The sequence below is a fragment of the Streptomyces sp. NPDC053542 genome (assembly GCF_044544685.1).
Classification (GTDB): Bacteria; Actinomycetota; Actinomycetes; order Streptomycetales; family Streptomycetaceae; genus Streptomyces.
Genome location: NZ_JBITXL010000006.1, coordinates 409,236 through 432,504 on the forward strand (window position 1 = coordinate 409,236; position 23,269 = coordinate 432,504).

Here is a 23,269-nt window from a genome sequence, read left to right on the forward strand (position 1 = left end):
GGTCGAGTCTCAATCATGGTCTGAGGGGGTCCGGGGTGGGGCCGGGACCTCACAGGGAGGTCCCGGCCAGACCCGTCAGACCTCTTCGACGCTGCTCGGCTCGCGCCGGGACAGGTCGATACCGAGCTCCTCCGCCGCGCGGAAGACGTCCTCGTCGGTGTCGCGCATCTCGATGGACATGCCGTCCGAGGACAGCACCTCCACGTTCAGGCACAGCGACTGCATTTCCTTGATGAGCACCTTGAAGGACTCGGGAATGCCGGGCTCGGGGATGTTCTCGCCCTTGACGATGGCCTCGTAGACCTTCACGCGGCCGGTCACGTCGTCGGACTTGATCGTCAGCAGCTCCTGGAGGGCGTACGCGGCGCCGTATGCCTCCAGCGCCCACACCTCCATCTCACCGAAGCGCTGGCCACCGAACTGGGCCTTACCACCCAGCGGCTGCTGAGTGATCATCGAGTACGGACCGGTCGAGCGGGCGTGGAGCTTGTCGTCGACCAGGTGGTGCAGCTTGAGGATGTACATGTACCCGATCGAGATCGGGTCCGGGAACGGCTCGCCGGAGCGGCCGTCGAACAGCCGGGCCTTGCCGGTGTCCTTGACCATCCGGTCACCGTCGCGGTTCGGCAGCGTGGAGTTGAACAGACCCTGCAGCTCGTCCTGGCGCGCACCGTCGAAGACCGGCGTGGCGACGTTGGTCCGCGGCGCGACGTCGTCGGCGCCGATGGCCTGCAGCCGCTGCTGCCACTCCTCGTTGCCCTCGACCTTCCAGCCCTGGCTGGCCAGCCAGCCGAGGTGGATCTCCAGGACCTGTCCCGGGTTCATTCGGGACGGGACACCCAGCGGGTTGAGGATGATGTCGACCGGGGTGCCGTCCTCCAGGAACGGCATGTCCTCGACCGGCAGGATCTTCGAGATGACGCCCTTGTTGCCGTGGCGGCCGGCGAGCTTGTCACCGTCGGTGATCTTGCGCTTCTGCGCCACGTACACGCGAACCAGCTGGTTCACGCCCGGGGGCAGCTCGTCGCCCTCCTCGCGGTCGAAGACGCGGACGCCGATGACCTTGCCGGTCTCGCCGTGCGGCACCTTCAGCGAGGTGTCACGGACCTCACGGGCCTTCTCACCGAAGATCGCGCGGAGCAGGCGCTCCTCCGGGGTCAGCTCGGTCTCACCCTTGGGCGTGACCTTGCCGACCAGGATGTCGCCGGCGACGACCTCGGCACCGATGCGGATGATGCCGCGCTCGTCGAGGTCGGCGAGGACCTCCTCGGAGACGTTCGGGATGTCCCGGGTGATCTCCTCGGGGCCCAGCTTGGTGTCACGGGCGTCGACCTCGTGCTCCTCGATGTGGATCGAGGAGAGGACGTCGTCCTGCACGAGGCGCTGCGACAGGATGATCGCGTCCTCGTAGTTGTGACCCTCCCACGGCATGAACGCCACGAGCAGGTTCTTGCCGAGCGCCATCTCGCCTTCGTCCGTGGACGGACCGTCGGCGAGGACCTGGCCCTCGATGACCCGCGCGCCCTCGTCCACGACGACCTTCTGGTTGAAGGAGGTGCCCTGGTTGGAGCGGGTGAACTTGGCGACGCGGTACGTGGTGTACGTGCCGTCGTCGTTGGCGACGGTGATGTAGTCCGCGGAGACCTCCTGGACCACACCGTCCTTCTCGGCCTTGATGACGTCGCCGGCGTCGACCGCGCAGCGGTACTCCATGCCGGTACCGACCAGCGGCGCCTCGGCCTTGATCAGCGGTACGGCCTGGCGCATCATGTTCGAGCCCATGAGCGCGCGGTTCGCGTCGTCGTGCTCGAGGAACGGAATCATGGCGGTCGCGGCCGACACCATCTGGCGCGGCGAGACGTCCATGAAGTCCACCTCGTCGACGGTGACGAGGTCCGCCTCGCCGCCACGCCGGCGGACCAGGACACGCTGCTCGGCGAAGCGCATGTCCTCCGTCAGCGGCGCGTTCGCCTGGGCGATGATGAAGCGGTCTTCCTCATCGGCCGTGAGGTACTTGACCTCTTCGGTGACCTGGCCGTCGACGACCTTGCGGTACGGGGTCTCGATGAAGCCGAAGACGTTGACCCGGCCGTACGACGCGAGCGAGCCGATCAGACCAATGTTCGGGCCTTCAGGGGTCTCGATCGGGCACATGCGGCCGTAGTGCGAGGGGTGCACGTCACGGACGTCCAGGCCGGCCCGCTCACGGGAGAGACCACCCGGGCCCAGCGCCGAGAGACGGCGCTTGTGGGTCAGACCCGACAGCGGGTTGGTCTGGTCCATGAACTGGGACAGCTGGCTGGTGCCGAAGAACTCCTTGATGGAGGCGACGACCGGCCGGATGTTGATCAGGGTCTGCGGCGTGATCGCCTCGACGTCCTGGGTGGTCATGCGCTCACGCACGACGCGCTCCATACGGGCGAGACCCGTACGGACCTGGTTCTGGATCAGCTCGCCGACGTTGCGCAGGCGGCGGTTGCCGAAGTGGTCGATGTCGTCGGTCTCGACGACGATCTCCGTGCCGTTCTCACCGATCGTCTCGGTCTCACCGGCGTGCAGCTTCACCAGGTACTTGATCGTGGCGATGATGTCGTCGGTGGTGAGAACGCCGGCGTCCAGCGGCTCGTCGCCGCCGAGCTTCTTGTTGACCTTGTAGCGGCCGACCTTGGCGAGGTCGTAGCGCTTCGGGTTGAAGTACAGGTTCTCCAGCAGCGTCTGCGCGGCCTCGCGCGTCGGCGGCTCGCCCGGGCGCAGCTTGCGGTAGATGTCGAGCAGCGCGTCGTCCTGGCCCTGGGTGTGGTCCTTCTCCAGGGTGGCGCGCATGGACTCGTACTCGCCGAACTCCTCGAGGATCTGCTCGGTCGTCCAACCGAGGGCCTTGAGCAGCACGGTGACCGACTGCTTGCGCTTGCGGTCGATGCGGACACCGACCATGTCACGCTTGTCGATCTCCATCTCCAGCCAGGCACCCCGGGACGGGATGATCTTGGCGGAGAAGATGTCCTTGTCGGACGTCTTGTCGATCTGGCTGTCGAAGTAGACGCCCGGCGAGCGGACCAGCTGCGAGACGACGACACGCTCGGTGCCGTTGATGCAGAAGGTGCCCTTGTTGGTCATGAGCGGGAAGTCGCCCATGAAGACCGTCTGGGACTTGATCTCGCCGGTCTCGTTGTTGGTGAATTCGGCGGTGACGAAGAGCGGAGCCGCGTACGTGAAGTCGCGCTCCTTGCACTCTTCGATGCTGTTCTTCGGGGGCTCGAAGCGGTGGTCGCGGAACGTCAGCGACATCGACCCGGAGAAGTCCTCGATCGGGGAGATCTCTTCGAAGATCTCCTCCAGACCGGACTTGGTGGGGACGTCCTGACCGGACTCCAGCGCAGCCTCGACGCGACCCTTCCATGCGGCGTTGCCGAGCAGCCAGTCGAAGCTTTCGGTCTGCAGCGCAAGGAGGTTCGGAACCCCGAGGGGCTCCTTGATCTTCGCAAAAGAGATGCGCAGCGGGGCGGTGCTGTCGCCGTTGTTCGTATTGGCAGTCGAGGCGTTGCGCGAGGCGGCCAAGAGGGGGTCCTTCCGAGGGCTCGGACTCACTACGCGCGTACCGGTCCCACGTCCGCACACAAAGGAAGAAATCCCTGGTCAGGGAGGTGACGTCCGCAGTGCTGAGATGTGGGTATGCCCCTGGTGACGGGCAGGGAGCAGCTAACAGGCAGCGCAAAGGGTCAGTGTAGCCACTCGGCACACTGATGTCCAGACCGGGTTTTCGGAGACCGGCTCTGCACCCAATCTCTCCTCCGGAAGGCTCCCTCTAGCAGGGGTACCCCTCGTTGTAGTTCTTCACGCTCAGCGCCTGCTGCATGCCGTGCGCCCCTGGGCGCACATCGATACTGCCCTCTTCGTCAGCGATCCATGCCTCGGACTCCGGATCGCTTCTGACGTCGCGTCCCGAGAATTGCGCGCCGCGTGCTGTTCGTCAAGGCCCCCCACCCCAGGGAGATCGTCACGAGGCGCACGGCCGGACAACGAAGATCACCATACTCGCACGGGAGTGCGCGGCAACCCGGCAAGGACATCGGAACGCCTCGGAACGCCGAAGGGCGACCACCCGCATGGGTGATCGCCCTAGGCACGGGACCGGGCGGAGCCCGGGGTCCCGGAGGTGTTCAGTCAGCGACTGACAGAGGTCACTTGACCTCGACGGAGGCGCCGGCGCCCTCGAGGGCCTCCTTGGCCTTGTCAGCGGCGTCCTTGGCGACCTTCTCGAGGACCGGCTTCGGGGTGCCGTCCACGAGGTCCTTGGCCTCCTTCAGGCCCAGGGAGGTCAGCTCACGCACGACCTTGATGACCTGGATCTTCTTGTCGCCCGCACCGGTGAGGATGACGTCGAACTCGTCCTGCTCCTCAGCGGCCTCGGCGGCCGGGGCACCCGGGGCGCCGGCGGCGGCAACGGCGACCGGGGCGGCAGCCTCGACGTCGAACTTCTCCTCGAACGCCTTCACGAACTCGGAGAGCTCGATGAGGGTCATCTCCTCGAACTGCGCGAGCAGGTCTTCCTGGCTGAGCTTCGCCATGGTGGCGGTCCTTCCACTAAATCGGCTGGTGCCGGATGTACATGTCGGCGGGCGTACGTTTGGCCCGCTGTGACCACTGCCTCAGGCAGCGGTCAATGTGCGAGCCGAATTACTCGGCACCGCCCTGCTCGGCCTTGCTGCGAAGCGCGTCCGCGGTGCGGGCGAACTTCGTGAGCGGGGCCTGGAAGGTCGCCGCGGCCTTGGCCATGGACGCCTTCATGCCACCCGCCAGCTTGGCGAGCAGAACCTCGCGGGACTCGAGGTCCGCAAGCTTCTTGATGTCGTCAGCGGAGAGTGCCTTCCCTTCGAAGACACCGCCCTTGATGACGAGGTTCTGGTTCTCCTTGGCGAAGTCACGAAGACCCTTCGCCGCCTCGACCGGGTCACCGGTAACGAAGGCGACGGCCGTCGAGCCCACGAGGTGCTCGTCCAGCACGGAGATCCCGGCCTCCTGGGCCGCGATCTTGGTCAGCGTGTTCTTCACCACACGGTACTGAGCGTTGTCACCGAGCGAACGACGCAGATCCTTGATCTGCGCGACAGTAAGTCCGGTGTACGCGGTGACGACAGCGGCGTTGGAGTTACGGAACTTGTCCGTGATCTCCTCGACAGCTGCGACCTTGTCAGGACTTGCCATGAGCCTCGGCCTCCTTCCGGGTGATGAGGACCGCGCAGAAGGGGCTGGGCAAAACAAACGCCCCGGCGCAGGCGCACGGGGCGGACTCGACCGAAGACATACATCTCCGGGAGAACTTCCTCGATCACCTGCGCAGGCCGTCCGCAGCTAGCGGATCCTTCGGCCACCGCACACCCAGGTGGGCGCACAGAGACAACCAGCGGTCTTTGGCTTCTCCGATACGGTACGCGAACCAGGAGCGCGCAGGCAAATCGCCGCAGGACGGCCGTACGGCCGCGCGCCGCTCCTCCGACCCGGTCCCGGCCCCGGAGAGCCGGAACGGGCCGTTCAGGGCCGTACGGGGCACGCAAAAGGGCCGGGCCCCGCACCGGAAGGTGCGAGGCCCGGCCCCACGCGTACGCGCGAGCCGTCAGGCTCAGACCGCGGCCGGGTCCTCCTCGACGAGGAGGTTGCGGGTGCGGTTGGCGTCCAGCGGAACACCGGGGCCCATCGTGGTGGTGATGGTGGCCTTCTTGATGTACCGGCCCTTGGCGGCGGACGGCTTGAGGCGGTTGATCTCCTCGAGCGCCGCGGCGTAGTTCTCCACCAGCTTGGCGTCGTCGAAGGACACCTTGCCGATGATGAAGTGGAGGTTCGCGTGCTTGTCCACGCGGAACTCGATCTTGCCGCCCTTGATGTCGTTGACAGCCTTGGCGACATCCGGGGTGACGGTGCCGGTCTTCGGGTTCGGCATCAGACCACGGGGACCGAGCACGCGGCCGAGGCGGCCGACCTTGCCCATGAGGTCCGGGGTGGCGACGACGGCGTCGAAGTCCAGGCGGCCCTTGGAGACCTCGTCGATGAGCTCGTCCGCGCCGACGATGTCGGCGCCGGCGGCTTCCGCGGCCGCAGCACGGTCGCCGGTCGCGAAGACCAGGACCCGGGCGGTCTTACCGGTGCCGTGCGGGAGGTTCACGGTGCCACGGACCATCTGGTCGGCCTTGCGCGGGTCGACGCCCAGACGCATGGCAACCTCGACGGTCGCGTCGAACTTGGTCGAGGAGGTCTCCTTGGCGAGACGGACGGCCTCGAGGGGGGCGTACAGACGCTCCCGGTCGATCTTCGCGTCCGCGTTGCGAAGAGTCTTGCTGCGCTTCACTGCTGCTCCTGAATGCAGTTACGCCATGCGGCTCGTGCCGCCTGGCAGGTGGAGTCGTGGTCCGGGCCAGCGCCTGGCCCTGCCACGTTGGTGCGACGAGGCTCGATCAGCCCTCGACCGTGATGCCCATGGAACGGGCGGTGCCGGCGATGATCTTCGACGCGGCGTCCAGGTCGTTGGCGTTCAGGTCGGGCATCTTGGTGGTGGCGATCTCGCGCACCTGGTCGGCCGTGATCTTGGCGACCTTGGTCTTGTGCGGCTCGCCGGAGCCCTTGTCCACGCCTGCGGCCTTCAGGATCATCTTGGAGGCCGGCGGGGTCTTCGTGATGAAGGTGAAGGAGCGGTCCTCGTAGACCGTGATCTCCACCGGGATGACCCAACCGCGCTGCGACTCGGTCGCGGCGTTGTAGGCCTTGCAGAACTCCATGATGTTGACGCCGTGCTGACCCAGCGCGGGGCCGACCGGCGGAGCCGGGTTCGCGGCACCGGCCTGGATCTGGAGCTTGATGAGCCCCGTGACCTTCTTCTTCTTGGGAGGCATGCTCTCTCCGGGTCCTAGTGAGAGGTGTTTCGCCATGTCATCCGGTCATCCGGATGGAGGCATACCGCACAACGATAACGGGTATAGAGGTGCGGCCAAAAACCGAGCAGGTCAGGCGGCCCGTGAGGGCCTGCCTGACCTGCTCGGAAGCGGTTGTTCCAGGGTGTCCTGACGAGGTCAGTTCTTCTGGATCTGGTCGAAGCTCAGCTCGACCGGGGTCTCGCGACCGAAGATCTCGACGAGGCCCTTGACCTTCTTCGAGTCGGCGTTGATCTCGTTGATCGTGGCCTGCAGCGTGGCGAACGGGCCGTCGGTGACGGTGACCGAGTCGCCCACCTCGAAGTCCAGCACCTGGACCTCGACCTTGCGCTGCGGCGCCGGCTTGCCCTCGGCCTCGGCGGCCTCCTTGGCGGCCTTCTCCTCGGCCTCCGGGGCGAGCATCTTGACGATCTCGTCCAGCGTGAGCGGGTACGGGTCGTAGGCGTTGCCCACGAAGCCGGTGACGCCCGGGGTGTTGCGGACGACGCCCCAGGACTCGTTCGTCAGGTCCATGCGCACGAGCACGTAGCCCGGGAGCTTGTTCTGACGGACGTTCTTCCGCTCGCCGTTCTTGATCTGGACGATCTCTTCCTCGGGCACCTCGGCCTGGTAGATGAAGTCCTCGACGTTGAGCGAGACGGCGCGCTGCTCCAGGTTCGCCTTCACGCGCTTCTCGTAGCCCGCGTAGGTGTGGATGACGTACCACTCGCCGGGCAGGCCGCGCAGTTCCTCGCGCAGCGCCGCGATCGGGTCGACGGGCTCCTCGTCCTCGGCGGCCTCCTCGGCCTCCTCGTCGGACTCGGTACGCACCGCGGCTTCCTCGGCGGGCTCGCCGGCGGCAGCGTCCTCCGCGTCGAGCTCGTCGGTGGCGTCGGCCGCCTCGACGATCTCCTGCGGGGTGTCGTCGCCCTCGACCTCGGCCGTAGCCGCCGCGTCGACGTCGGCCGCTGCCGCCGCGACGGGCTCGGCGGGCTCGTTCAGGTTCGGGTCAGACACTGTGGCTGCTTCTTCCTGGCTTCAAGGGGTTGAACATGCGAACGGGCGCCCGCTTCAGGCGCCCATCGCGGGATCAGGCGAAGACGTAATCGACGACTTCCTTGATTCCCAAGTCAATCACGGTTACGAGACCGATGACGATGACTACGAAGACGATCACCACGGTGGTGTACGTCGAAAGCTGATTTCGCGTCGGCCAGACGACCTTGCGGAGCTCCGCGATGATCTGGCGGTAGAACAGTGCGAGCCGCGCGAGGGGGCCCTTCTTGCCGCGCTTTCCGCCACGGCGGGGCTTCTTGGACTCGGTCGCGTCGTCATCGGAACGGCCACGCTCAGGCATGTCGATGGAGCCCAGGGCGTCCGTCACTCGTCCTCACCTGAATCCGGGTCGTGGCCGTGCCGCGCCCGGTAGAGCCCGCACGGCGGTGCATTGCCTTACGTACGCGTGCACGCACCCTGGTGAATCAAGTGCGTGTAGCAGGGCCGGAGGGACTTGAACCCCCAACCGCTGGTTTTGGAGACCAGTGCTCTACCAATTGAGCTACGACCCTTTGTGGTTTCCCCAACCTACAGCATGCGACCGGTGCACTGTGTGCGCGGCCGCCGACGACCCGTCGGGGAGCCAACGGTGGTCGAGTGTACGTGCTCAGCGGCCGGGCGTCGAACGGAAACCCCCCGGGCCGCCGGGACAAACCGCCGTGCCGGGTGCCCGGGCGGTCTGCGACGATGCAGGTATGAGCGCTGCTACTCCTCCCGCACAGTCCCCTACCGAGCGTCGTGTGTCGGCCCGCGTCGGCGCGATCTCCGAGTCCGCCACGCTGGCCGTGGACGCCAAGGCGAAGGCCCTCAAGGCCGCCGGGCGCCCGGTGATCGGCTTCGGCGCCGGTGAGCCCGACTTCCCGACGCCGGACTACATCGTCGAGGCCGCCGTCGAGGCTTGCCGCAACCCCAAGTTCCACCGGTACACCCCGGCCGGCGGCCTGCCCGAGCTCAAGTCCGCGATCGCCGCGAAGACGCTGCGCGACTCCGGCTACGAGGTCGAGGCCGCCAACATCCTGGTGACCAACGGTGGCAAGCAGGCCATCTACGAGGCGTTCGCGGCGATCCTCGACCCGGGCGACGAGGTCATCGTCCCGGCCCCGTACTGGACCACCTACCCCGAGTCGATCCAGCTCGCGGGCGGTGTCCCGGTCCCGGTCGTGGCCGACGAGACCACCGGTTACCGCGTGAGCGTGGAGCAGCTGGAGGCGGCCCGTACGGAGAACACCAAGGTGGTGCTCTTCGTCTCGCCGTCCAACCCGACCGGCGCGGTCTACAGCCGCGAGCAGGTCGAGGCGGTCGGCCGCTGGGCCGCCGAGCACGGCCTGTGGGTCATGACGGACGAGATCTACGAGCACCTGGTCTACGGCGACGCCGAGTTCTCCTCGCTGCCGGTCGTGGTGCCCGAGCTGCGCGACAAGTGCATCGTCGTCAACGGCGTGGCCAAGACGTACGCCATGACGGGCTGGCGGGTGGGCTGGGTCATCGCCCCCAAGGACGTCATCAAGGCCGCGACGAACCTGCAGTCGCACGCCACGTCGAACGTCTCCAACGTCGCGCAGGCCGCCGCCATCGCGGCCGTCTCCGGCGACCTGAAGGCCGTCGACGAGATGAAGGTCGCCTTCGACCGCCGCCGCCGGAAGATCGTCGAGATGCTCAACGAGATCGACGGCGTCGTCTGCCCCGAGCCCGAGGGCGCGTTCTACGCGTACCCCTCGGTCAAGGGCCTGCTCGGCAAGGAGATCCGCGGCAGGACGCCGCGGACCAGCGTCGAGCTGGCCGAGGTCATCCTGGAGGAGGCCGAGGTCGCGGTCGTTCCGGGCGAGGCGTTCGGCACCCCTGGCTACCTGCGCCTTTCGTACGCGCTGGGCGACGAGGACCTCATCGAGGGCGTGTCCCGCATCCAGCGGCTGCTCGCCGAAGCGAAGTAATACCTCCGGATTTTCGGAGGTGCAGGCGCCACAGTAGGGGCGGCTGAAACGGCGGATCCCGGAAGTTGTCCGGGATCCGCCGTTCGCATGTTCACACAATCCTTCGTTCGAGGCTGGGCCTACCGGATCGGCGGTTGCTTGCGGCAAGATCCTGGAATGGTGCGTGTCCGAGATCTCCGTCTGCTGCCCAAGGCCCATCTCCATCTGCACTTCACCGGGTCCATGCGGTCAGCGACCCTGCTGGAGCTCGCCGAGAAGTACGGCGTCCACCTGCCGGAGGCGCTGAGCAGCGGCGAGCCGCCGAAGCTCCGGGCGACCGACGAGCGGGGCTGGTTCAGATTCCAGCGGCTGTACGACATCGCGCGGTCCTGTCTGAGATCGCCCGAGGACATCCAGCGGCTGGTGCGCGAGACGGCCGAGGAGGACGTCAGGGACGGCTCCCGCTGGCTGGAGATCCAGGTGGACCCCACCTCGTACGCGCCCCGGCTGGGCGGGCTGATCCCGGCGCTGGAGATCATCCTCGACGCGGTGGCGACCGCCTCCCGCGAGACCGGTCTCGGGATGCGCGTCCTGGTCGCCGCGAACCGCATGAAACACCCCCTGGACGCCCGCACGCTGGCCCGGCTCGCCGTGCGCTACGCCGACCACGGGGTGGTGGGTTTCGGCCTCTCCAACGACGAACGGCGCGGTTTCGCCCGCGACTTCGACCGGGCGTTCGCGATCGCCCGGGACGGCGGGCTGCTGGCCGCGCCGCACGGCGGCGAGCTGTCGGGCCCCGCCAGCGTCCGGGACTGCCTGGACGACCTGCACGCGGGCCGGGTCGGGCACGGTGTACGGGCGGCGGAGGACCCGTACTTGGTGAAGCGGCTCGCGGACTCCGGGGTGACGTGCGAGGTATGCCCGGCCTCGAACGTGGCGCTGGGCGTGTACGAGAAGCCCGAGGACGTGCCCCTGCGGGCGCTGTTCGACGCCGGGGTGCCGATGGCGCTCGGCGCCGACGACCCGCTGCTCTTCGGGGCCCGGCTGGCCGCGCAGTACGAGATCGCGCGCGAGCACCACGGCTTCTCGGACGCCGAACTGGCCGAGCTGGCCCGGCAGTCGGTACGCGGCTCGCGCGCGCCCCTGGAGGAGCAGCGGCGCATGCTGGCGGACATCGACGCGTGGCTGGCGGAGTGAGGGCCCGACGCGTGGCCGGCCGGGGCCTGAGGGCCCGCGCGTGACCGGCCGGGGCTGAGGGCCCGCGCGGCCCTGCAAGACCGCTGCCGGCCTTACAGGCCCCTGTAGCGCCTCAGCCGATGCCTGTGAGGACCGTCCGGGCGACCTCCGCCGCGAAGTCGCCCGTGCGATCCGTCCCTGTGCCGTCCGTCCCCGCGCCTTCCGCCTCCGTACCTTCCGTCTCCGTGCCTTCCGTCTCCGTGCCCTCCGCAAAGGCGGTGAAGAAGGCGCGCTGGAAGCAGGCGCCGAGCAGCAGCGCGGCGGCGGCCTCGGGGTCGGCGTCGGCGCGGATGCGGCCGCGGTCGCGCTCCCGGCGCAGGTAGCGGGCGAGCTGGTCGCGCGGTTCGTGGGGCCCCGTGCCCAGCTCCGCCAGGCCCTCCCGGTGCCGCCGCAGCAGCGCGGGCTCGGCGAAGAGCGAGCCGGCGATCGGCAGCGTCTGCGCGTAGAGGTCCATGGCCCGGCGGGCGACGGCAGTCAGGCACTCCTCGACGGTGCGCTCCCCCGGGTCGGCGGTGAGCTCCTCCAGGAGCGGGCCGACGCCGGGCAGCCGCTCCTTCAGTACGCGTACGAAGATCTCTTCCTTGTTCGCGAAGTGCTTGTAGAGCGCCGCCTCGGAGCAGCCGGCGGCGCGCGCGATCTCCTTGGTGGTGGTGCGCGCGAGACCGGTCGTGCGCAGCAGTCCGTGAGCGGCGTCGAGGATCCTGGCGGGCGTTGACTTCGGGGTGGGCATTCACTCACTCTAAGGGTGAGTGAATACTTACCCACCCCAGGAGGTGCGGACATCATGACGCTGAAACTCACGGTCTTCGGGGCGACCGGCGGCATCGGTCAGGAGATCGTCAGGCAGGGGCTGGCGGCGGGCCACGAGGTGACGGCCGTGGTCCGCGACCCGGCCCGGCTGACGGTCTCGGGGACGGGCCTGGAGGTGTTCCGCGCGGACCTCGCGGACCCCGAGGCGCTGCGCCCGGCGGTGGCGGGGCGGGACGTGGTCTTCTCCGGGCTGGGCGCGCGCTCCCGTAAGGACGCGGGGACCGCCACCCGGGTGACCGTGCCCGTACTGCGCGCCCTGGAGGCGGCGGACGTGCGGCGGCTCCTGGTGGTGAGCGCCGCGCCGGTCGGCCCCGTCCCCGAGGGCGAGCCGGCTCTCGACCGCGCCATACGGGCGGTGATCGGCACGCTCCTGAAGGACATCTACACCGACCTCACCGCCATGGAGGCCGAGCTGGCCCGCTCCGCGACGGACTGGACCGCCGTCCGCCCGCCGAAGCTGACCGACGGGCCCATGACCGGCACGTACCGCACGGTCGTCGGCGGCACTCCGCGCAGCGGCCGCACGATCTCCCGCGCCGACGTGGCCCACGCGATGCTGGCGATGGCCGGCGACCCGGCAACGGTGAAGCAGGGCGTGGGCGTGGCCTACTAGGCGCGCGGCGGGCCTACTGGCGCGCACGACGGGCCTACCAGGACCACGCGGCAGCCCTACTGGCGCGCGCGGCGCCGCCCCCGGGGCGGCGCGTCGCGGCCGGGCGCTCTCAGAGGCCGACGCCCACCATCACGGGCTCGTTCACGAGCGTCACCCCGAAGGCCGCGCGCACCCCGTCGCGCACCTCACGGGCCAGCGCGAGCAGATCCTCCGTGGTCGCCGCGCCCCGGTTGGTGAGCGCGAGCGTGTGCTTCGTGGAGATGCGGGCCGGACCGTCGCCGTACCCCTTGGTGAAGCCGGCCTTGTCGATCACCCAGGCGGCGGACGTCTTCGTACGCCCGTCCCCCGTGGGGAACGCGGGCGGCATGACATCGGCGCCGAGCCGCTCGTGCACCCGGTCGAGGAACTCCCGGTACTCCTCGGCCGTGAGGATCGGATTGGTGAAAAAGGACCCCGCCGACCAGGTGTCGTGGTCCTCCGGGTCCAGGACCATGCCCTTGCCGGCGCGCAGCTTGAGCACCGTCTCGCGGGCGGTCGCGGCGGGCACCCGGTCCCCGGCCTCGACGCCGAGCACGCGGGCCGTCTCGGGGTACTTGATGGGCGCCGACAGCCCGCCCGCGTCCTCCAAGGCGAAGCGGACGCGCAGCACGACGTACCGGTCGGGGTGCTCCTTGAAGCGGCTGTGCCGGTACGAGAAGTCGCACTCGGCGTTCGTCAGCGTCACCGTCTCGTCCGCCTGGCGATCGAAAGCGATCACTTCGGTGATGGTGGCCGACACTTCCTGGCCGTACGCGCCCACGTTCTGGATCGGCGTGGCACCCGCGGAACCGGGGATGCCGGCCAGGCACTCGACGCCCGCCAGGCCCGCCTCGACCGTACGGGCCACGGCCTCGGACCAGTTCTCGCCGGCGGCCAGCGTCAGCTCCGTGCCGTCCAGGTCGAAGCCGCGGGTCGCGAGGCGCAGCGCGGTGCCCTCGAAGCCCTTGTCGCCGATGACGAGGTTGGAGCCGCCGCCGATGATCAGCAGCGGGGTACCGCTCGCGTCGGCCGCACGGACGGCGGCGATCACCTCGTCGTCGGTCGTGGCCGTGACGAGCCGCGCGGCGTTCCCGCCGAGCCGGAAGGTGGTCAGGGGGGCGAGGGGGGCGTCGTGAAGTTCCTGCACCCCTCAAGAGTACGGGCGCACGCCCACGCCGCTGTGGGCAGTCGTTCCGCTGGGGCGGAACGGGTGGGCACAGCGGAACCCCACGGCGGGGACGCCGCTACCACCCACCCGCACCACAGATGGCCTCAGGCGAGCCGAACCACGGCCCGAGACATTCCCAGCACCTTCTGCCCGGCACTCACGGCCGTAAGGTCGACCCGCACCGTCCGCGCGTCGTCGTCCAGCTTCGCCGCGACCTTCCCGGACACCTCGATCACCGCGCCCTGGTCGTCGTTGGGCACGACCACCGGCTTGGTGAAGCGCACGCCGTACTCGGCCACCGCCGCCGGGTCGCCGGTCCAGTCCGTCACCACGCGGGCCGCCTCGGCCATCGTGAACATGCCGTGCGCGATGACGTCCGGGAGGCCCACCTCCTTGGCGAACTTCTCGTTCCAGTGGATCGGGTTGAAGTCGCCGGAGGCGCCCGCGTACTGGACGAGAGTGGCGCGTGTCACGGGGAACGACTGTGCGGGCAGCTCCGTGCCGACCTCGACGTCGTCGTAAGAGATCTTCGCCGTCATCGTTATCGGCCCTCCTCGTCGGCCGCGCGGGCCACCAGCTTGGTGACCGTGGTCACCACGTGCTCACCGGCCTCGTCGTGCACCTCGCCCCGGATGTCCAGGACGTCGTTGCCCGCGAGGGACTTGATCGACTCGATGGTGGACGTCACGGTCAGCCGGTCGCCGGCACGCACCGGACGGCTGTAGGCGAACTTCTGGTCGCCGTGCACCACCCGGCTGTAGTCCAGCCCCAGCTGCGGGTCCTGGATCACCTGCCCCGCGGCCTTGAAGGTGATCGCGAAGACGAAAGTCGGCGGGGCGATCACATCGGGGTGACCGAGCGCCTTGGCGGCTTCGGTGTCCGTGTACGCCGGGTTCGTGTCACCGATCGCCTCGGCGAATTCCCGGATCTTCTCGCGGCCCACTTCATAGGGGTCGGTGGGCGGGTAGGTCCGTCCGACAAAGGACTGGTCGAGCGCCATGGCTCGCAACCTCCAGGGGTGTCACGCGGGCTCCAACGCTACGAGGCCGCCCCCGAATGTGGGGGCGGCCTCGTAGTAACTGCTTATCTGAGCAGTGCCTTTGTTGTTATCGCGTCTCGCGGTGCGCGGTGTGCGAGTTGCAACGGGGGCAGTGCTTCTTCATCTCAAGACGGTCCGGGTCGTTGCGCCGGTTCTTCTTGGTGATGTAGTTCCGCTCCTTGCACTCCACGCAGGCCAGCGTGATCTTCGGGCGGACGTCGGTGGCAGCCACGTGAGTGCTCCTTGACGAACAAGTTGGACGGATTAACGCATGAATAGTAGCCGATCGGAGGACCGACCCCACAATCGGCTACTGTATGTAGCGGTGACCGGACTTGAACCGGTGACACAGCGATTATGAGCCGCTTGCTCTACCGACTGAGCTACACCGCTGTGATGCGAGCGGGACCCGCCCGAAGACGGGTACCTCACACACCAGAGCCCCAATACGGAATCGAACCGTAGACCTTCTCCTTACCATGGAGACGCTCTGCCGACTGAGCTATTGGGGCGAGCGATGAAGACATTACACGGCCGACAGCCAAACGTGAAATCCGTATCGGCCCGTCGCCACAACTGCCACGTACACCACACCGGTACGACTATTCCGCGCCTGCTCGAAGGCGCCCGTACCGCGCCCTAGGCTCGGACCACGCTGCGTGATCTTGCACCCCCTAGGAGCGCGATGGCCGACAGCAGTCAGCAGCAGCCGAAGCCGGGGCAGCCGCACGGGGGCCGTGCCGAGCGGCCCGACGCGGGCTCCCTGGTGCTGTGCGGCGCCCGGCTGGCCGACGGCCGGACGGTGGACGTACGGCTCGGCGGCGGGCACATCGAGGCGGTGGGCACGGCCGGCAGCCTCGACACCCAAGGGCCCCGTATCGACCTGCACGGCTATCTGCTGCTGCCGGCCCCCGCCGAACCGCACGCGCACTGCGACACGGCGCTGACCGCCGACTGCGGCGGTCCCGCCTCCGACGACCCGGACGACGTGCAGCGCCGCACTACGGAGTCGGCGCTGCTGCACCTCGGGCACGGCGCGACGGCGCTGCGTACACACGTACGGATCGGGGACGTCTCCGGTCTGCGCTCCCTGGGGGCCGTACTACAGGCCCGGCGGACCCTGCACGGGCTCGCCGACCTCACCGCGGTGGCCGTGCCGCGGCTGCTGACCGGCGCGGCGGGCGCGGACGGGCGGGCGATGCTCCGGGACGCCGTGAAGATGGGCGCCACGGTGCTCGGCGGCTGCCCCGACCTGGACCCGGACCCGGCGGGCTATGCGGAAACGGTCCTGGAACTGGCCGCCGAGTTCGGCTGCGCGGTCGATCTGCACACCGACGGGGACGATCCGGCCCGGCTGGGGCGGCTGGCGGCGATGGCCGGCGGGCTGCGGCCCGGCGTGGCCATCGGGCCGTGCGCGGGGCTGGCCCGGATGCCGTGGCGGGTCGCCGCGCGCGCCGCGGAGCAGCTGGCGGCGGCCGGGGTCACGGTCGTCTGCCTGCCGCAGGGCGACTGCGCGGGCCTGGAACGGCCGTCCTCGCAGGTGACGGGCCCGGCCCCGGTGCGGCTGCTGCGGGCGGCCGGGGTACGCGTCACAGCGGGCAGCGGCGCGCTCCGGGACGCGGCGAATCCGGTCGGCCGGGGCGATCCGCTGGAGGCCGCCTACCTGCTGGCGGCGCGCGGCGAGGCGAGCCCGGAGGGCGCGTACGACGCGGTGAGCGCGGCGGCACGGGAGACGCTGGGCCTCCCGGAGGTCCGCGTGGAGGCGGGCTTCCCGGCCGAGCTGCTGGCCGTGCGCGGCGACAGCGTCGCGGCCGCGCTGTCCCTGGCGTACAGCCGGATCGTGGTCCACCGGGGGCGGGTGGTCGCCCGTACGAGCGCGGTCCGCGAGTACTGCGACTCGGAGGCGACGGTGGCGCTGGAGCTGCCGCGGCAGTCGCAGCGCTGAGGGCGCGGCGCGGGCCTTCGGGGCGCTGTGGGCGTGCTCCGGGGGCGGGCGCTTCGGACGCCCTCCTGCCGCGCTCCAAGTGCCTGGTTTTCGGCCCCCTCTCCGAGTGCGCGCTGTGCGCCGGATGGCGTGGAACGCCCTCGCCCGGCGGCGTGTGCGTGGCTTCGGCGCCCGGCCCGCGACGGGCGGGCGTACGGTCGGGATCATGCGCATTGTCATCGCAGGAGGACATGGTCAGATCGCGCTGCGGCTGGAGCGGCTGCTCCACGCGCGCGGGGACGAGGTCGCGGGCATCGTCCGGCGGCCCGAGCAGGCCGGGGATCTCCTGGCCGCCGGCGCCGAGCCGGTCGTGTGCGACCTGGAGTCGGCCACGGTCGGGGAGGTCGCGCGGCATCTGGAGGGCGCGGACGCCGCGGTCTTCGCCGCGGGCGCGGGCCCCGGCAGCGGCGCCGAACGCAAGGAGACCGTCGACCGGGGCGCCGCCACGCTCTTCGCCGACGCCGCCGAGGCCGCGGGCGTACGGCGGTTCCTGGTGATCTCCGCCATGGGAGCGGACCGCGAGCCGCCGGCGGGCACGGACCCGGTCTTCGCCGCCTATCTGCGCGCCAAGGGCGCGGCGGACGCGGACGTACGGGCCAGGGCGGGCCTGGACTGGACGATCCTGCGCCCGGGGCGGCTGACGAACGAGCCGGGGACGGAGCGGGTGCGCCTGGAAGAGTCGACCGGCCGGGGCGACGTCACCCGGGACGACGTGGCGGCGGTACTGGTGGCCCTGCTCGACGAGCCGAAGACGGCCGGCCGGACGCTGGAGCTGATCGGCGGCGACGTACCGGTCGCGGACGCGGTTCGCGACGCGGCAAGCAGCTGAACGCGCGGGCAACCGTCCGGCAAACACGCAAAGGCCCCCACTTCCGTGGGGGCCTTTCGCTCTCCTGTGGCGGCGCCAGGATTCGAACCTGGGAAGGCTGAGCCGGCAGATTTACAGTCTGCTCCCTTTGGCCGCTCGGGCACACCGCCTGGGATTGCCGCCTCGGCGCCCCGCTTTGCGGCGGTGCTCCGTGGCAACGACGTAAACCATACCCGATGGCGGGGGGTGGTCCGCCACTCGGTTCCGCGCGCCCCGATCATGGCCGGGGCCGCTGCCCGGGTGGCTAGGCTTGCGGGGCGGTCCGGGACGGGCCGCGTCCCTGACGATCTACGTACGAGGAGCCAACTCAACATGGCCGACTCCAGTTTCGACATCGTCTCGAAGGTCGAGCGGCAGGAGGTCGACAACGCCCTCAACCAGGCCGCCAAGGAGATCTCGCAGCGGTACGACTTCAAGGGCGTCGACGCCTCGATCGCCTGGTCCGGCGAGAAGATCGAGATGCGCGCCAACGCCGAGGAGCGTGTGAAGGCCGTCCTCGACATCTTCCAGTCCAAGCTGGTCAAGCGCGGTATCTCGCTCAAGGCGCTGGACGCCGGCGAGCCGCAGGCATCCGGCAAGGAGTACAAGATCTTCGCCTCGCTCCAGGAGGGCATCTCCCAGGAGAACGCGAAGAAGGTCGCCAAGATCATCCGCGATGAGGGCCCCAAGGGCGTCAAGGCGCAGGTGCAGGGCGACGAGCTGCGCGTCTCCTCGAAGAGCCGCGACGACCTGCAGGCCGTCCAGCAGCTCCTGAAGGGCAAGGACCTGGACTTCGCCCTGCAGTTCGTGAACTACCGGTAGGCGCTGCGCCTACGGGGCGACGGACACACCGGACGGGGCGGCACGCACACGGCGCGCCGCCCCGTCGGCGTACGTACGTGCCTACGGCCGGGCCGGCGTCCGGCTGCCGACCGAGCGGTATCAGCGCCGGCGGTTTCGGCGCCGGCGGTTTCGGCGCCGGCGGTTTCGGCGCCGGCGGTTTCAGCGCGCCGCGAACGGCTGGTCCGTACGGACGATCTCGCGGCCCAGCGGGAGCAGCGACACCGGGATCAGCTTGAAGTTCGCGATGCCGAAGGGGATACCGATGATCGTCACGCACAGGGCGATGCCCGTGACGATGTGCCCGAGCGCCAGCCACCAGCCCGCGAGCACCAGCCAGATGCCGTTGCCCAGGCAGGACGCGGCGCCCGCGTCGCGCCGCTCGGCCGCGGTGTAGCCGAACGGCCAGAGGGCGTACACACCGATCCTGAAGGACGCGATGCCCCAGGGGATCGTGACGATCAGGATGCACATGATCACGCCGGCCAGGGCGTAGCCAAGGAACAGCCAGAAGCCGGACAGCACGAGCCAGATGATGTTCAGGATGGTCTTCACGGTTTGTACCCTGCCAGTTCCTCCAGGCGGCTGATGCGCTCGCGCATCGGCGGGTGGGTCGAGAAGAGCCTGGAGAGGCCCTCACCGGCCCGGAACGGGTTCGCGATCATCATGTGGCTCGCCGTCTCCAGGCGCGGCTCGGGCGGCAGCGGAGCCTGCTGTGTGCCGTACTCCAGCTTCCGCAGGGCCGAGGCGAGGGCCAGCGGGTCACCCGTGAGCCGGGCGCCGGAGGCGTCCGCCTCGTACTCCCGGGAGCGGCTGACGGCGAGCTGGATGAGGGACGCGGCGACCGGCCCGAGGATCATGATCAGCAGCATGCCGAACAGCCCGGGTCCCTCGTCGTCGTCCGATCTGCCGATGGGGATCAGCCAGGCGAAGTTCACCAGGAACATCACCACGGAGGCGAGCGCGCCCGCGACGGAGGAGATCAGGATGTCGCGGTTGTAGACATGGCTGAGCTCGTGCCCGATCACGCCGCGCAGCTCGCGCTCGTCCAGCAGCTGCAGGATGCCCTCGGTGCAGCAGACCGCGGCGTTGCGCGGATTGCGGCCGGTGGCGAAGGCGTTCGGGGCCTGGGTCGGCGAGATGTACAGGCGGGGCATGGGCTGGCGCGCTGTCGTCGAGAGCTCGCGGACCATGCGGTAGAGCCCGGGCGCCTGGAACTCGCTGACGGGGCGCGCCCGCATGGCGCGCAGGGCGAGCTTGTCGCTGTTCCAGTACGCGTACGCGTTGGTGCCCAGCGCGACGAGAACCGCGACGATCAGGCCCGTACGGCCGAACAGGCTGCCGATGACGATGATGAGCGCCGACAGCCCCCCGAGGAGAACTGCGGTCCTGAGCCCGTTGTGCCGGCGGTGCACGGTACGCCCTCCTCCAGGTGATGCGGCAGGGGAACCCTTTGCGCTTACGTGTCCACTTTTCAGTGGACCCTCCGTTTCTGGTCAACGCCAGACGGCGGAGCGTGGTTCCCTCAGCCCCTGGAGGGGGGCGTTCGTCCGTTCGGGTGGGGCTGTCCCGGGGCTCCTAGAGCAGCGCGCCCGAGGCGAAGCGCAGCACGAGCTGCGGGGCGCCGGAGAGCGCGATGCCGGCGAGCGCGGTGAGGCCGACCGCGGTGGCGAGCGGGGCCGGGATGCGCGGCCGGGCGGGCCGGGCCGCGCCCTCGGGGGCGCCCTCCGGAGCCCGGAAGAGGACCGCCGTCCACTGCAGGTAGTAATACAGCGCGATCACGACGTTGACGGCCATCACGACGGCCAGCCAGGCCAGGCCCGCGTCCACCGCCGCGGAGAAGACCGTGACCTTGGCGAACAGCCCGATGATGCCCGGCGGCAGGCCGGCCAGGCACAGCAGGAAGAAGCCGAGGGCGAGCGCGTACACGGGGTGCGCGGCGTACAGGCCCCGGTAGTCGGCGATGCGGTTCCCCGGGTGCGTGCGGGCCACGAGGGCGGCCACCGCGAAGGCCCCGAGGTTCACCGCCGCGTACATGAGGGCGTAGGCCACCGTCGATCCGATGGCGTGTGCGGCGTCGTCGGCGTACGCGGCGGACGCGATCGGCACCAGGAGGTACCCCGCCTGGCCGACGGAGGACCAGGCCAGCAGGCGTACGGCGCTGTGCGCACGGTCGGGGCGCTGGCGCAGCGCGGCGACGTTGCCGACCGTCATGGTGAGCGCGGCCAGTACGGCGAGGACCGGGCCCCAGACGTCGCTGTACGAGGGGAACGCCTTGACGGTGACGACGATCAGGCCGGAGAAGCCGACGGCCTTGCCGACCACGGAGAGGTACGCGGCCACCGGGAGCGGCGCGCCCACATACGTGTCGGGCACCCAGAAGTGGAACGGCGCGGCGGCCGTCTTGAAGGCGAAGCCCACGAGGGTGAGCGCGACACCCGCCTTGGCCAGCACGTCGAGGCGCGGGTCGGTGTGCGTGAGGGCGTCGGCGACCTGGGCGAGATGGAGGCTGCCGGTGCTCGCGTAGACGAAGCTGACGCCGAGCAGCATCACGGCGGTCGCCGCCACCGAGGAGAGGAAGAACTTGAGCGCCGCCTCCGAGGAGAGCCGGTCGTCCCGCTTGATGCCCACGAGGGCGAACGCGGGGAGCGAGGCCACTTCGAGGGCGATCACGAGGGTGGCCAGGTCCCGGGAGGCCGGGAGGAGGGCCGCACCGGCCGCGGAGGACAGCAGCAGGAACCAGAACTCGCCGCCGGGCAGCTTCTGGTCCTTGATCGGATTGATCGACAGCAGGGCGGTGAGCAGCGCGCCACCGAGGACGAGCAGCTGGATGACGATCGCGAAGTGGTCGGCCTCGTAGCTGCACACCTCGGGGTGCGCGGTGAGGCAGAAGGTGCTGCGGTCGCCCTTCAGGAGCGGCAGCAGCGACAGGCCGGCCAGGACCAGTCCCAGGACGCTCAGCCACCCGAGGAGCGGCTTGCGGCGCTCGGAGACGAAGAGATCCGTGACCAGAACGATCAGCGCGAAGACGGCGGCGATCGTGGGCGGGGCGATGGCGAGCCAGTCCACGGACTGGACCAGGTTCGTGACGCCGCCCGCGGCGTGCGTGGCGGTCCCGCCGGCCGCTGCGCTCCCGGCGCTCGCTGCGAGGACAGTCATCATCAGCTACCGCCTCCGAGGAGGTTCTGCACGGCCGGGTCGGTGAGGCCCAGCAGGGCCGCGGGCCAGAGACCGGCGAGGACGGTGAGGGCGGCCAGCGGGGTCCAGGCCACGTACTCGTAGGGGGCGATGTCGGGGATGGCGGGGGCCTTCTCCTTGACCGCGGTGGGGGCCGTGGCAACGGTGGTCGCGGCGGCCGGGCCGGGGGTGACCCCGGCGGTCGCGCCCTCGCCGGCGCCGGCGGCCAGCGCGTCCTGCTCGGCGGTCTCCTTGCTGCCCATGCAGACCCGGCGGACGACGACGAGGAGGTACGCGGCGGTCAGCAGCGTGCCGAGGCCCGCCAGCGCCATGAAGGTCAGGAAGGCGGGGCGGCTGAGGCCGTCGGCGGGCTTGAACGCGCCGAACATCGCGAGCATCTCGCCCCAGAAGCCGGCCAGGCCGGGCAGGCCCAGCGAGGCGATGGCGCCGAAGGCGAGCAGGCCGCCGAAGCGGGGCGCGCGGCCGTAGAGCGCGGCGCCCGTCCGGCCCGCGAGCCGGTCCAGGTCGGTGGTGCCGTACCGGTCCTTGAGCGCGCCGACCAGGAAGAAGAGCAGGCCGGTGATGAGGCCGTGGGCGATGTTGGCGAAGAGCGCGCCGTTGATGCCGGTGGGCGTCATGGACGCGATGCCGAGCAGCACGAAGCCCATGTGGCCGACCGAGCTGTACGCGATCAGGCGCTTGAGGTCGCCCTTGGCGCCGCGGCGCGCGAGCGCGAGGCAGGCGAGCGAGCCGTAGACGATCCCGACCGCGGCGAAGGCGGCGAGGTACGGCGCGAAGGTGTGCATGCCGTCCGGCGCGATCGGCAGCGCGATGCGGACGAAGCCGTACGTGCCCATCTTCAGCAGTACGCCGGCCAGCAGGACCGAGCCGACGGTGGGGGCCGCGGTGTGGGCGTCGGGCAGCCAGCTGTGCAGCGGCCACATCGGCGCCTTGACCGCCAGGCCGATGCCGATCGCGAGCACCGCCACGAGCTGAACCGTGTGGCTGAGCTGGGATTTCGGGCCGTTGTCAGTGGCGAGTGCCACCATGTCGAAAGTGCCGGACTTCAGGCCGATGAGGAGGAGGCCGAGCAGCATCACGACGGAGCCGAGCAGCGTGTAGAGGATGAACTTCCAGGCCGCGTACTGCCTGTTCTCGCCGCCCCAGCGGTTGATCAGGAAGTACATCGGGATGAGGACCATCTCGAAGGCGAGGAAGAAGAGCATCAGGTCGAGGACGGCGAAGGTGGCGAGGGTGCCGGACTCGAGCACGAGGATCAGCGCGACGAATGCCTTGGGGGACGGGCCCGCAGGCATCTTGAAGTAGCTGTAGAGCGCGCAGAGGAAGGTCAGCAGCGCGGTCAGGACCAGGAGGGGGAGCGAGATGCCGTCGATGCCGAGGTGGATACGGATGCCCAGCGCCGGGATCCAGCTGATATCCGTCTGAGCCTGCATCTCCGCGGGCTTGGCGTGGTCGAAGCCGGCCGCGAGCGCGATGGACGCGGCCAGGACGACGCCGGTGACGGTCACGCCGTGGCGGAGCACGGCCTGGTCCGGGTTGCGGCCCTTCAGGCCCGGCGGCGCCGGGAGCAGCACGGCGAGCGCGCCGATCAGCGGGAGCACGACGACGCCCGCGAGGAGGATCTGCATGGCGGTGTGATTCATCGGTC

Annotated in this window: 22 protein-coding genes and 4 tRNA genes; 6 read left to right on the forward strand and 20 right to left on the reverse strand. The window is 69.8% G+C overall.

All coding sequences use genetic code 11. From position 1 onward, the window contains the following. Window positions 1-75 precede the first annotated feature (75 nt). From rpoB to ACIGXO_RS19730, 8 genes are all read right to left on the reverse strand, one after another. The gene (gene rpoB / locus ACIGXO_RS19695; protein WP_399788052.1) at window positions 76-3,558 is read right to left on the reverse strand and encodes a DNA-directed RNA polymerase subunit beta; all 3,483 of its coding nucleotides are present in this window, start codon (window positions 3,556-3,558) and stop codon (window positions 76-78) included. Window positions 3,559-4,181: 623 nt separating this feature from the next. Next, complete coding sequence (gene rplL, locus ACIGXO_RS19700; protein WP_030262775.1) at window positions 4,182-4,568, reverse strand: 50S ribosomal protein L7/L12; 387 nt, start codon at window positions 4,566-4,568, stop codon at window positions 4,182-4,184. A gap of 109 nt (window positions 4,569-4,677) precedes the next feature. After that, on the reverse strand, window positions 4,678-5,205 hold the full coding sequence (gene rplJ / locus ACIGXO_RS19705) for a 50S ribosomal protein L10 (protein ID WP_030262771.1): 528 nt from the start codon (window positions 5,203-5,205) through the stop codon (window positions 4,678-4,680). Window positions 5,206-5,620: 415 nt separating this feature from the next. After that, window positions 5,621-6,343, reverse strand: coding sequence for a 50S ribosomal protein L1 (gene rplA, locus ACIGXO_RS19710; RefSeq protein ID WP_399788057.1), 723 nt, complete (start codon window positions 6,341-6,343; stop codon window positions 5,621-5,623). A gap of 106 nt (window positions 6,344-6,449) precedes the next feature. Continuing rightward, window positions 6,450-6,884 carry a 50S ribosomal protein L11 gene (rplK, locus tag ACIGXO_RS19715; protein WP_363259758.1) on the reverse strand — a complete coding sequence of 145 codons (435 nt, stop codon included), beginning with the start codon at window positions 6,882-6,884 and terminating at the stop codon, window positions 6,450-6,452. A gap of 177 nt (window positions 6,885-7,061) precedes the next feature. After that, window positions 7,062-7,919: a transcription termination/antitermination protein NusG gene (gene nusG / locus ACIGXO_RS19720; protein WP_399788060.1), complete on the reverse strand. Its 858-nt coding sequence runs from the start codon at window positions 7,917-7,919 to the stop codon at window positions 7,062-7,064. Between the two features lie 73 nt (window positions 7,920-7,992). Beyond that, the gene (gene secE, locus ACIGXO_RS19725; RefSeq protein WP_030262752.1) at window positions 7,993-8,286 is read right to left on the reverse strand and encodes a preprotein translocase subunit SecE; all 294 of its coding nucleotides are present in this window, start codon (window positions 8,284-8,286) and stop codon (window positions 7,993-7,995) included. A gap of 111 nt (window positions 8,287-8,397) precedes the next feature. Further along, window positions 8,398-8,470: transfer RNA gene (locus ACIGXO_RS19730), tRNA-Trp, on the reverse strand. Between the two features lie 183 nt (window positions 8,471-8,653). Here ACIGXO_RS19730 and ACIGXO_RS19735 point away from each other — a divergent pair. After that, window positions 8,654-9,889, forward strand: a complete 1,236-nt coding sequence (locus ACIGXO_RS19735) for a pyridoxal phosphate-dependent aminotransferase (protein ID WP_399788065.1) — start codon at window positions 8,654-8,656, stop codon at window positions 9,887-9,889. 156 nt (window positions 9,890-10,045) lie between these two features. Next, a complete protein-coding gene (locus tag ACIGXO_RS19740; RefSeq protein ID WP_399788068.1) occupies window positions 10,046-11,065 on the forward strand; it encodes an adenosine deaminase in 1,020 nt (339 codons plus the stop codon). A 112-nt stretch (window positions 11,066-11,177) separates the two neighbouring features. Here the strand turns inward: ACIGXO_RS19740 and ACIGXO_RS19745 are convergent, their stop codons facing one another. Next, window positions 11,178-11,834 carry a TetR/AcrR family transcriptional regulator gene (locus ACIGXO_RS19745; protein WP_399788072.1) on the reverse strand — a complete coding sequence of 219 codons (657 nt, stop codon included), beginning with the start codon at window positions 11,832-11,834 and terminating at the stop codon, window positions 11,178-11,180. A gap of 60 nt (window positions 11,835-11,894) precedes the next feature. Between ACIGXO_RS19745 and ACIGXO_RS19750 the strand changes: the two genes are divergently transcribed. Then, the gene (locus tag ACIGXO_RS19750; RefSeq protein ID WP_399788510.1) at window positions 11,895-12,527 is read left to right on the forward strand and encodes an NAD(P)-dependent oxidoreductase; all 633 of its coding nucleotides are present in this window, start codon (window positions 11,895-11,897) and stop codon (window positions 12,525-12,527) included. A 109-nt stretch (window positions 12,528-12,636) separates the two neighbouring features. Here ACIGXO_RS19750 and ACIGXO_RS19755 read toward each other — a convergent pair whose 3' ends face one another. The 6 genes from ACIGXO_RS19755 to ACIGXO_RS19780 form a co-directional block, all read right to left on the reverse strand. Continuing rightward, window positions 12,637-13,692, reverse strand: a complete 1,056-nt coding sequence (locus ACIGXO_RS19755) for a UDP-N-acetylmuramate dehydrogenase (RefSeq protein WP_399788075.1) — start codon at window positions 13,690-13,692, stop codon at window positions 12,637-12,639. A gap of 125 nt (window positions 13,693-13,817) precedes the next feature. Beyond that, a complete protein-coding gene (locus ACIGXO_RS19760; RefSeq protein ID WP_399788078.1) occupies window positions 13,818-14,252 on the reverse strand; it encodes a MaoC family dehydratase in 435 nt (144 codons plus the stop codon). A gap of 2 nt (window positions 14,253-14,254) precedes the next feature. Further along, window positions 14,255-14,713 carry a MaoC family dehydratase N-terminal domain-containing protein gene (locus ACIGXO_RS19765; RefSeq protein ID WP_399788081.1) on the reverse strand — a complete coding sequence of 153 codons (459 nt, stop codon included), beginning with the start codon at window positions 14,711-14,713 and terminating at the stop codon, window positions 14,255-14,257. Between the two features lie 106 nt (window positions 14,714-14,819). Beyond that, window positions 14,820-14,984: a 50S ribosomal protein L33 gene (gene rpmG, locus ACIGXO_RS19770; RefSeq protein WP_006604855.1), complete on the reverse strand. Its 165-nt coding sequence runs from the start codon at window positions 14,982-14,984 to the stop codon at window positions 14,820-14,822. A gap of 88 nt (window positions 14,985-15,072) precedes the next feature. Continuing rightward, window positions 15,073-15,145 (reverse strand) — tRNA-Met (locus ACIGXO_RS19775). 46 nt (window positions 15,146-15,191) lie between these two features. Next, window positions 15,192-15,264: transfer RNA gene (locus tag ACIGXO_RS19780), tRNA-Thr, on the reverse strand. A 173-nt stretch (window positions 15,265-15,437) separates the two neighbouring features. On the opposite strand from ACIGXO_RS19780, the gene ACIGXO_RS19785 reads away from it, so the two are divergent. After that, window positions 15,438-16,697 carry an amidohydrolase family protein gene (locus ACIGXO_RS19785; RefSeq protein WP_399788086.1) on the forward strand — a complete coding sequence of 420 codons (1,260 nt, stop codon included), beginning with the start codon at window positions 15,438-15,440 and terminating at the stop codon, window positions 16,695-16,697. 205 nt (window positions 16,698-16,902) lie between these two features. After that, entirely contained in the window at window positions 16,903-17,565 is a 663-nt protein-coding gene (locus tag ACIGXO_RS19790; protein WP_399788089.1) for an NAD(P)H-binding protein, read from the forward strand. A 67-nt stretch (window positions 17,566-17,632) separates the two neighbouring features. Here ACIGXO_RS19790 and ACIGXO_RS19795 read toward each other — a convergent pair. Beyond that, window positions 17,633-17,714: transfer RNA gene (locus ACIGXO_RS19795), tRNA-Tyr, on the reverse strand. 202 nt (window positions 17,715-17,916) lie between these two features. Between ACIGXO_RS19795 and ACIGXO_RS19800 the strand changes: the two genes are divergently transcribed. Beyond that, entirely contained in the window at window positions 17,917-18,405 is a 489-nt protein-coding gene (locus tag ACIGXO_RS19800; protein ID WP_399788092.1) for a YajQ family cyclic di-GMP-binding protein, read from the forward strand. 180 nt (window positions 18,406-18,585) lie between these two features. On the opposite strand, the gene ACIGXO_RS19805 is transcribed toward ACIGXO_RS19800, so the two are convergent. From ACIGXO_RS19805 to ACIGXO_RS19820, 4 genes are all read right to left on the reverse strand, one after another. After that, the gene (locus tag ACIGXO_RS19805; protein ID WP_399788095.1) at window positions 18,586-18,978 is read right to left on the reverse strand and encodes a YccF domain-containing protein; all 393 of its coding nucleotides are present in this window, start codon (window positions 18,976-18,978) and stop codon (window positions 18,586-18,588) included. Continuing rightward, on the reverse strand, window positions 18,975-19,838 hold the full coding sequence (gene htpX, locus ACIGXO_RS19810; protein WP_399788098.1) for a zinc metalloprotease HtpX: 864 nt from the start codon (window positions 19,836-19,838) through the stop codon (window positions 18,975-18,977). The genes ACIGXO_RS19805 and htpX overlap by 4 nt, the downstream gene beginning before the upstream one ends. A gap of 163 nt (window positions 19,839-20,001) precedes the next feature. Beyond that, window positions 20,002-21,582 carry an NADH-quinone oxidoreductase subunit N gene (locus ACIGXO_RS19815; protein ID WP_399788512.1) on the reverse strand — a complete coding sequence of 527 codons (1,581 nt, stop codon included), beginning with the start codon at window positions 21,580-21,582 and terminating at the stop codon, window positions 20,002-20,004. Between the two features lie 2 nt (window positions 21,583-21,584). Next, window positions 21,585-23,264, reverse strand: a complete 1,680-nt coding sequence (locus tag ACIGXO_RS19820) for a NuoM family protein (RefSeq protein WP_399788101.1) — start codon at window positions 23,262-23,264, stop codon at window positions 21,585-21,587. Window positions 23,265-23,269 lie beyond the last annotated feature (5 nt).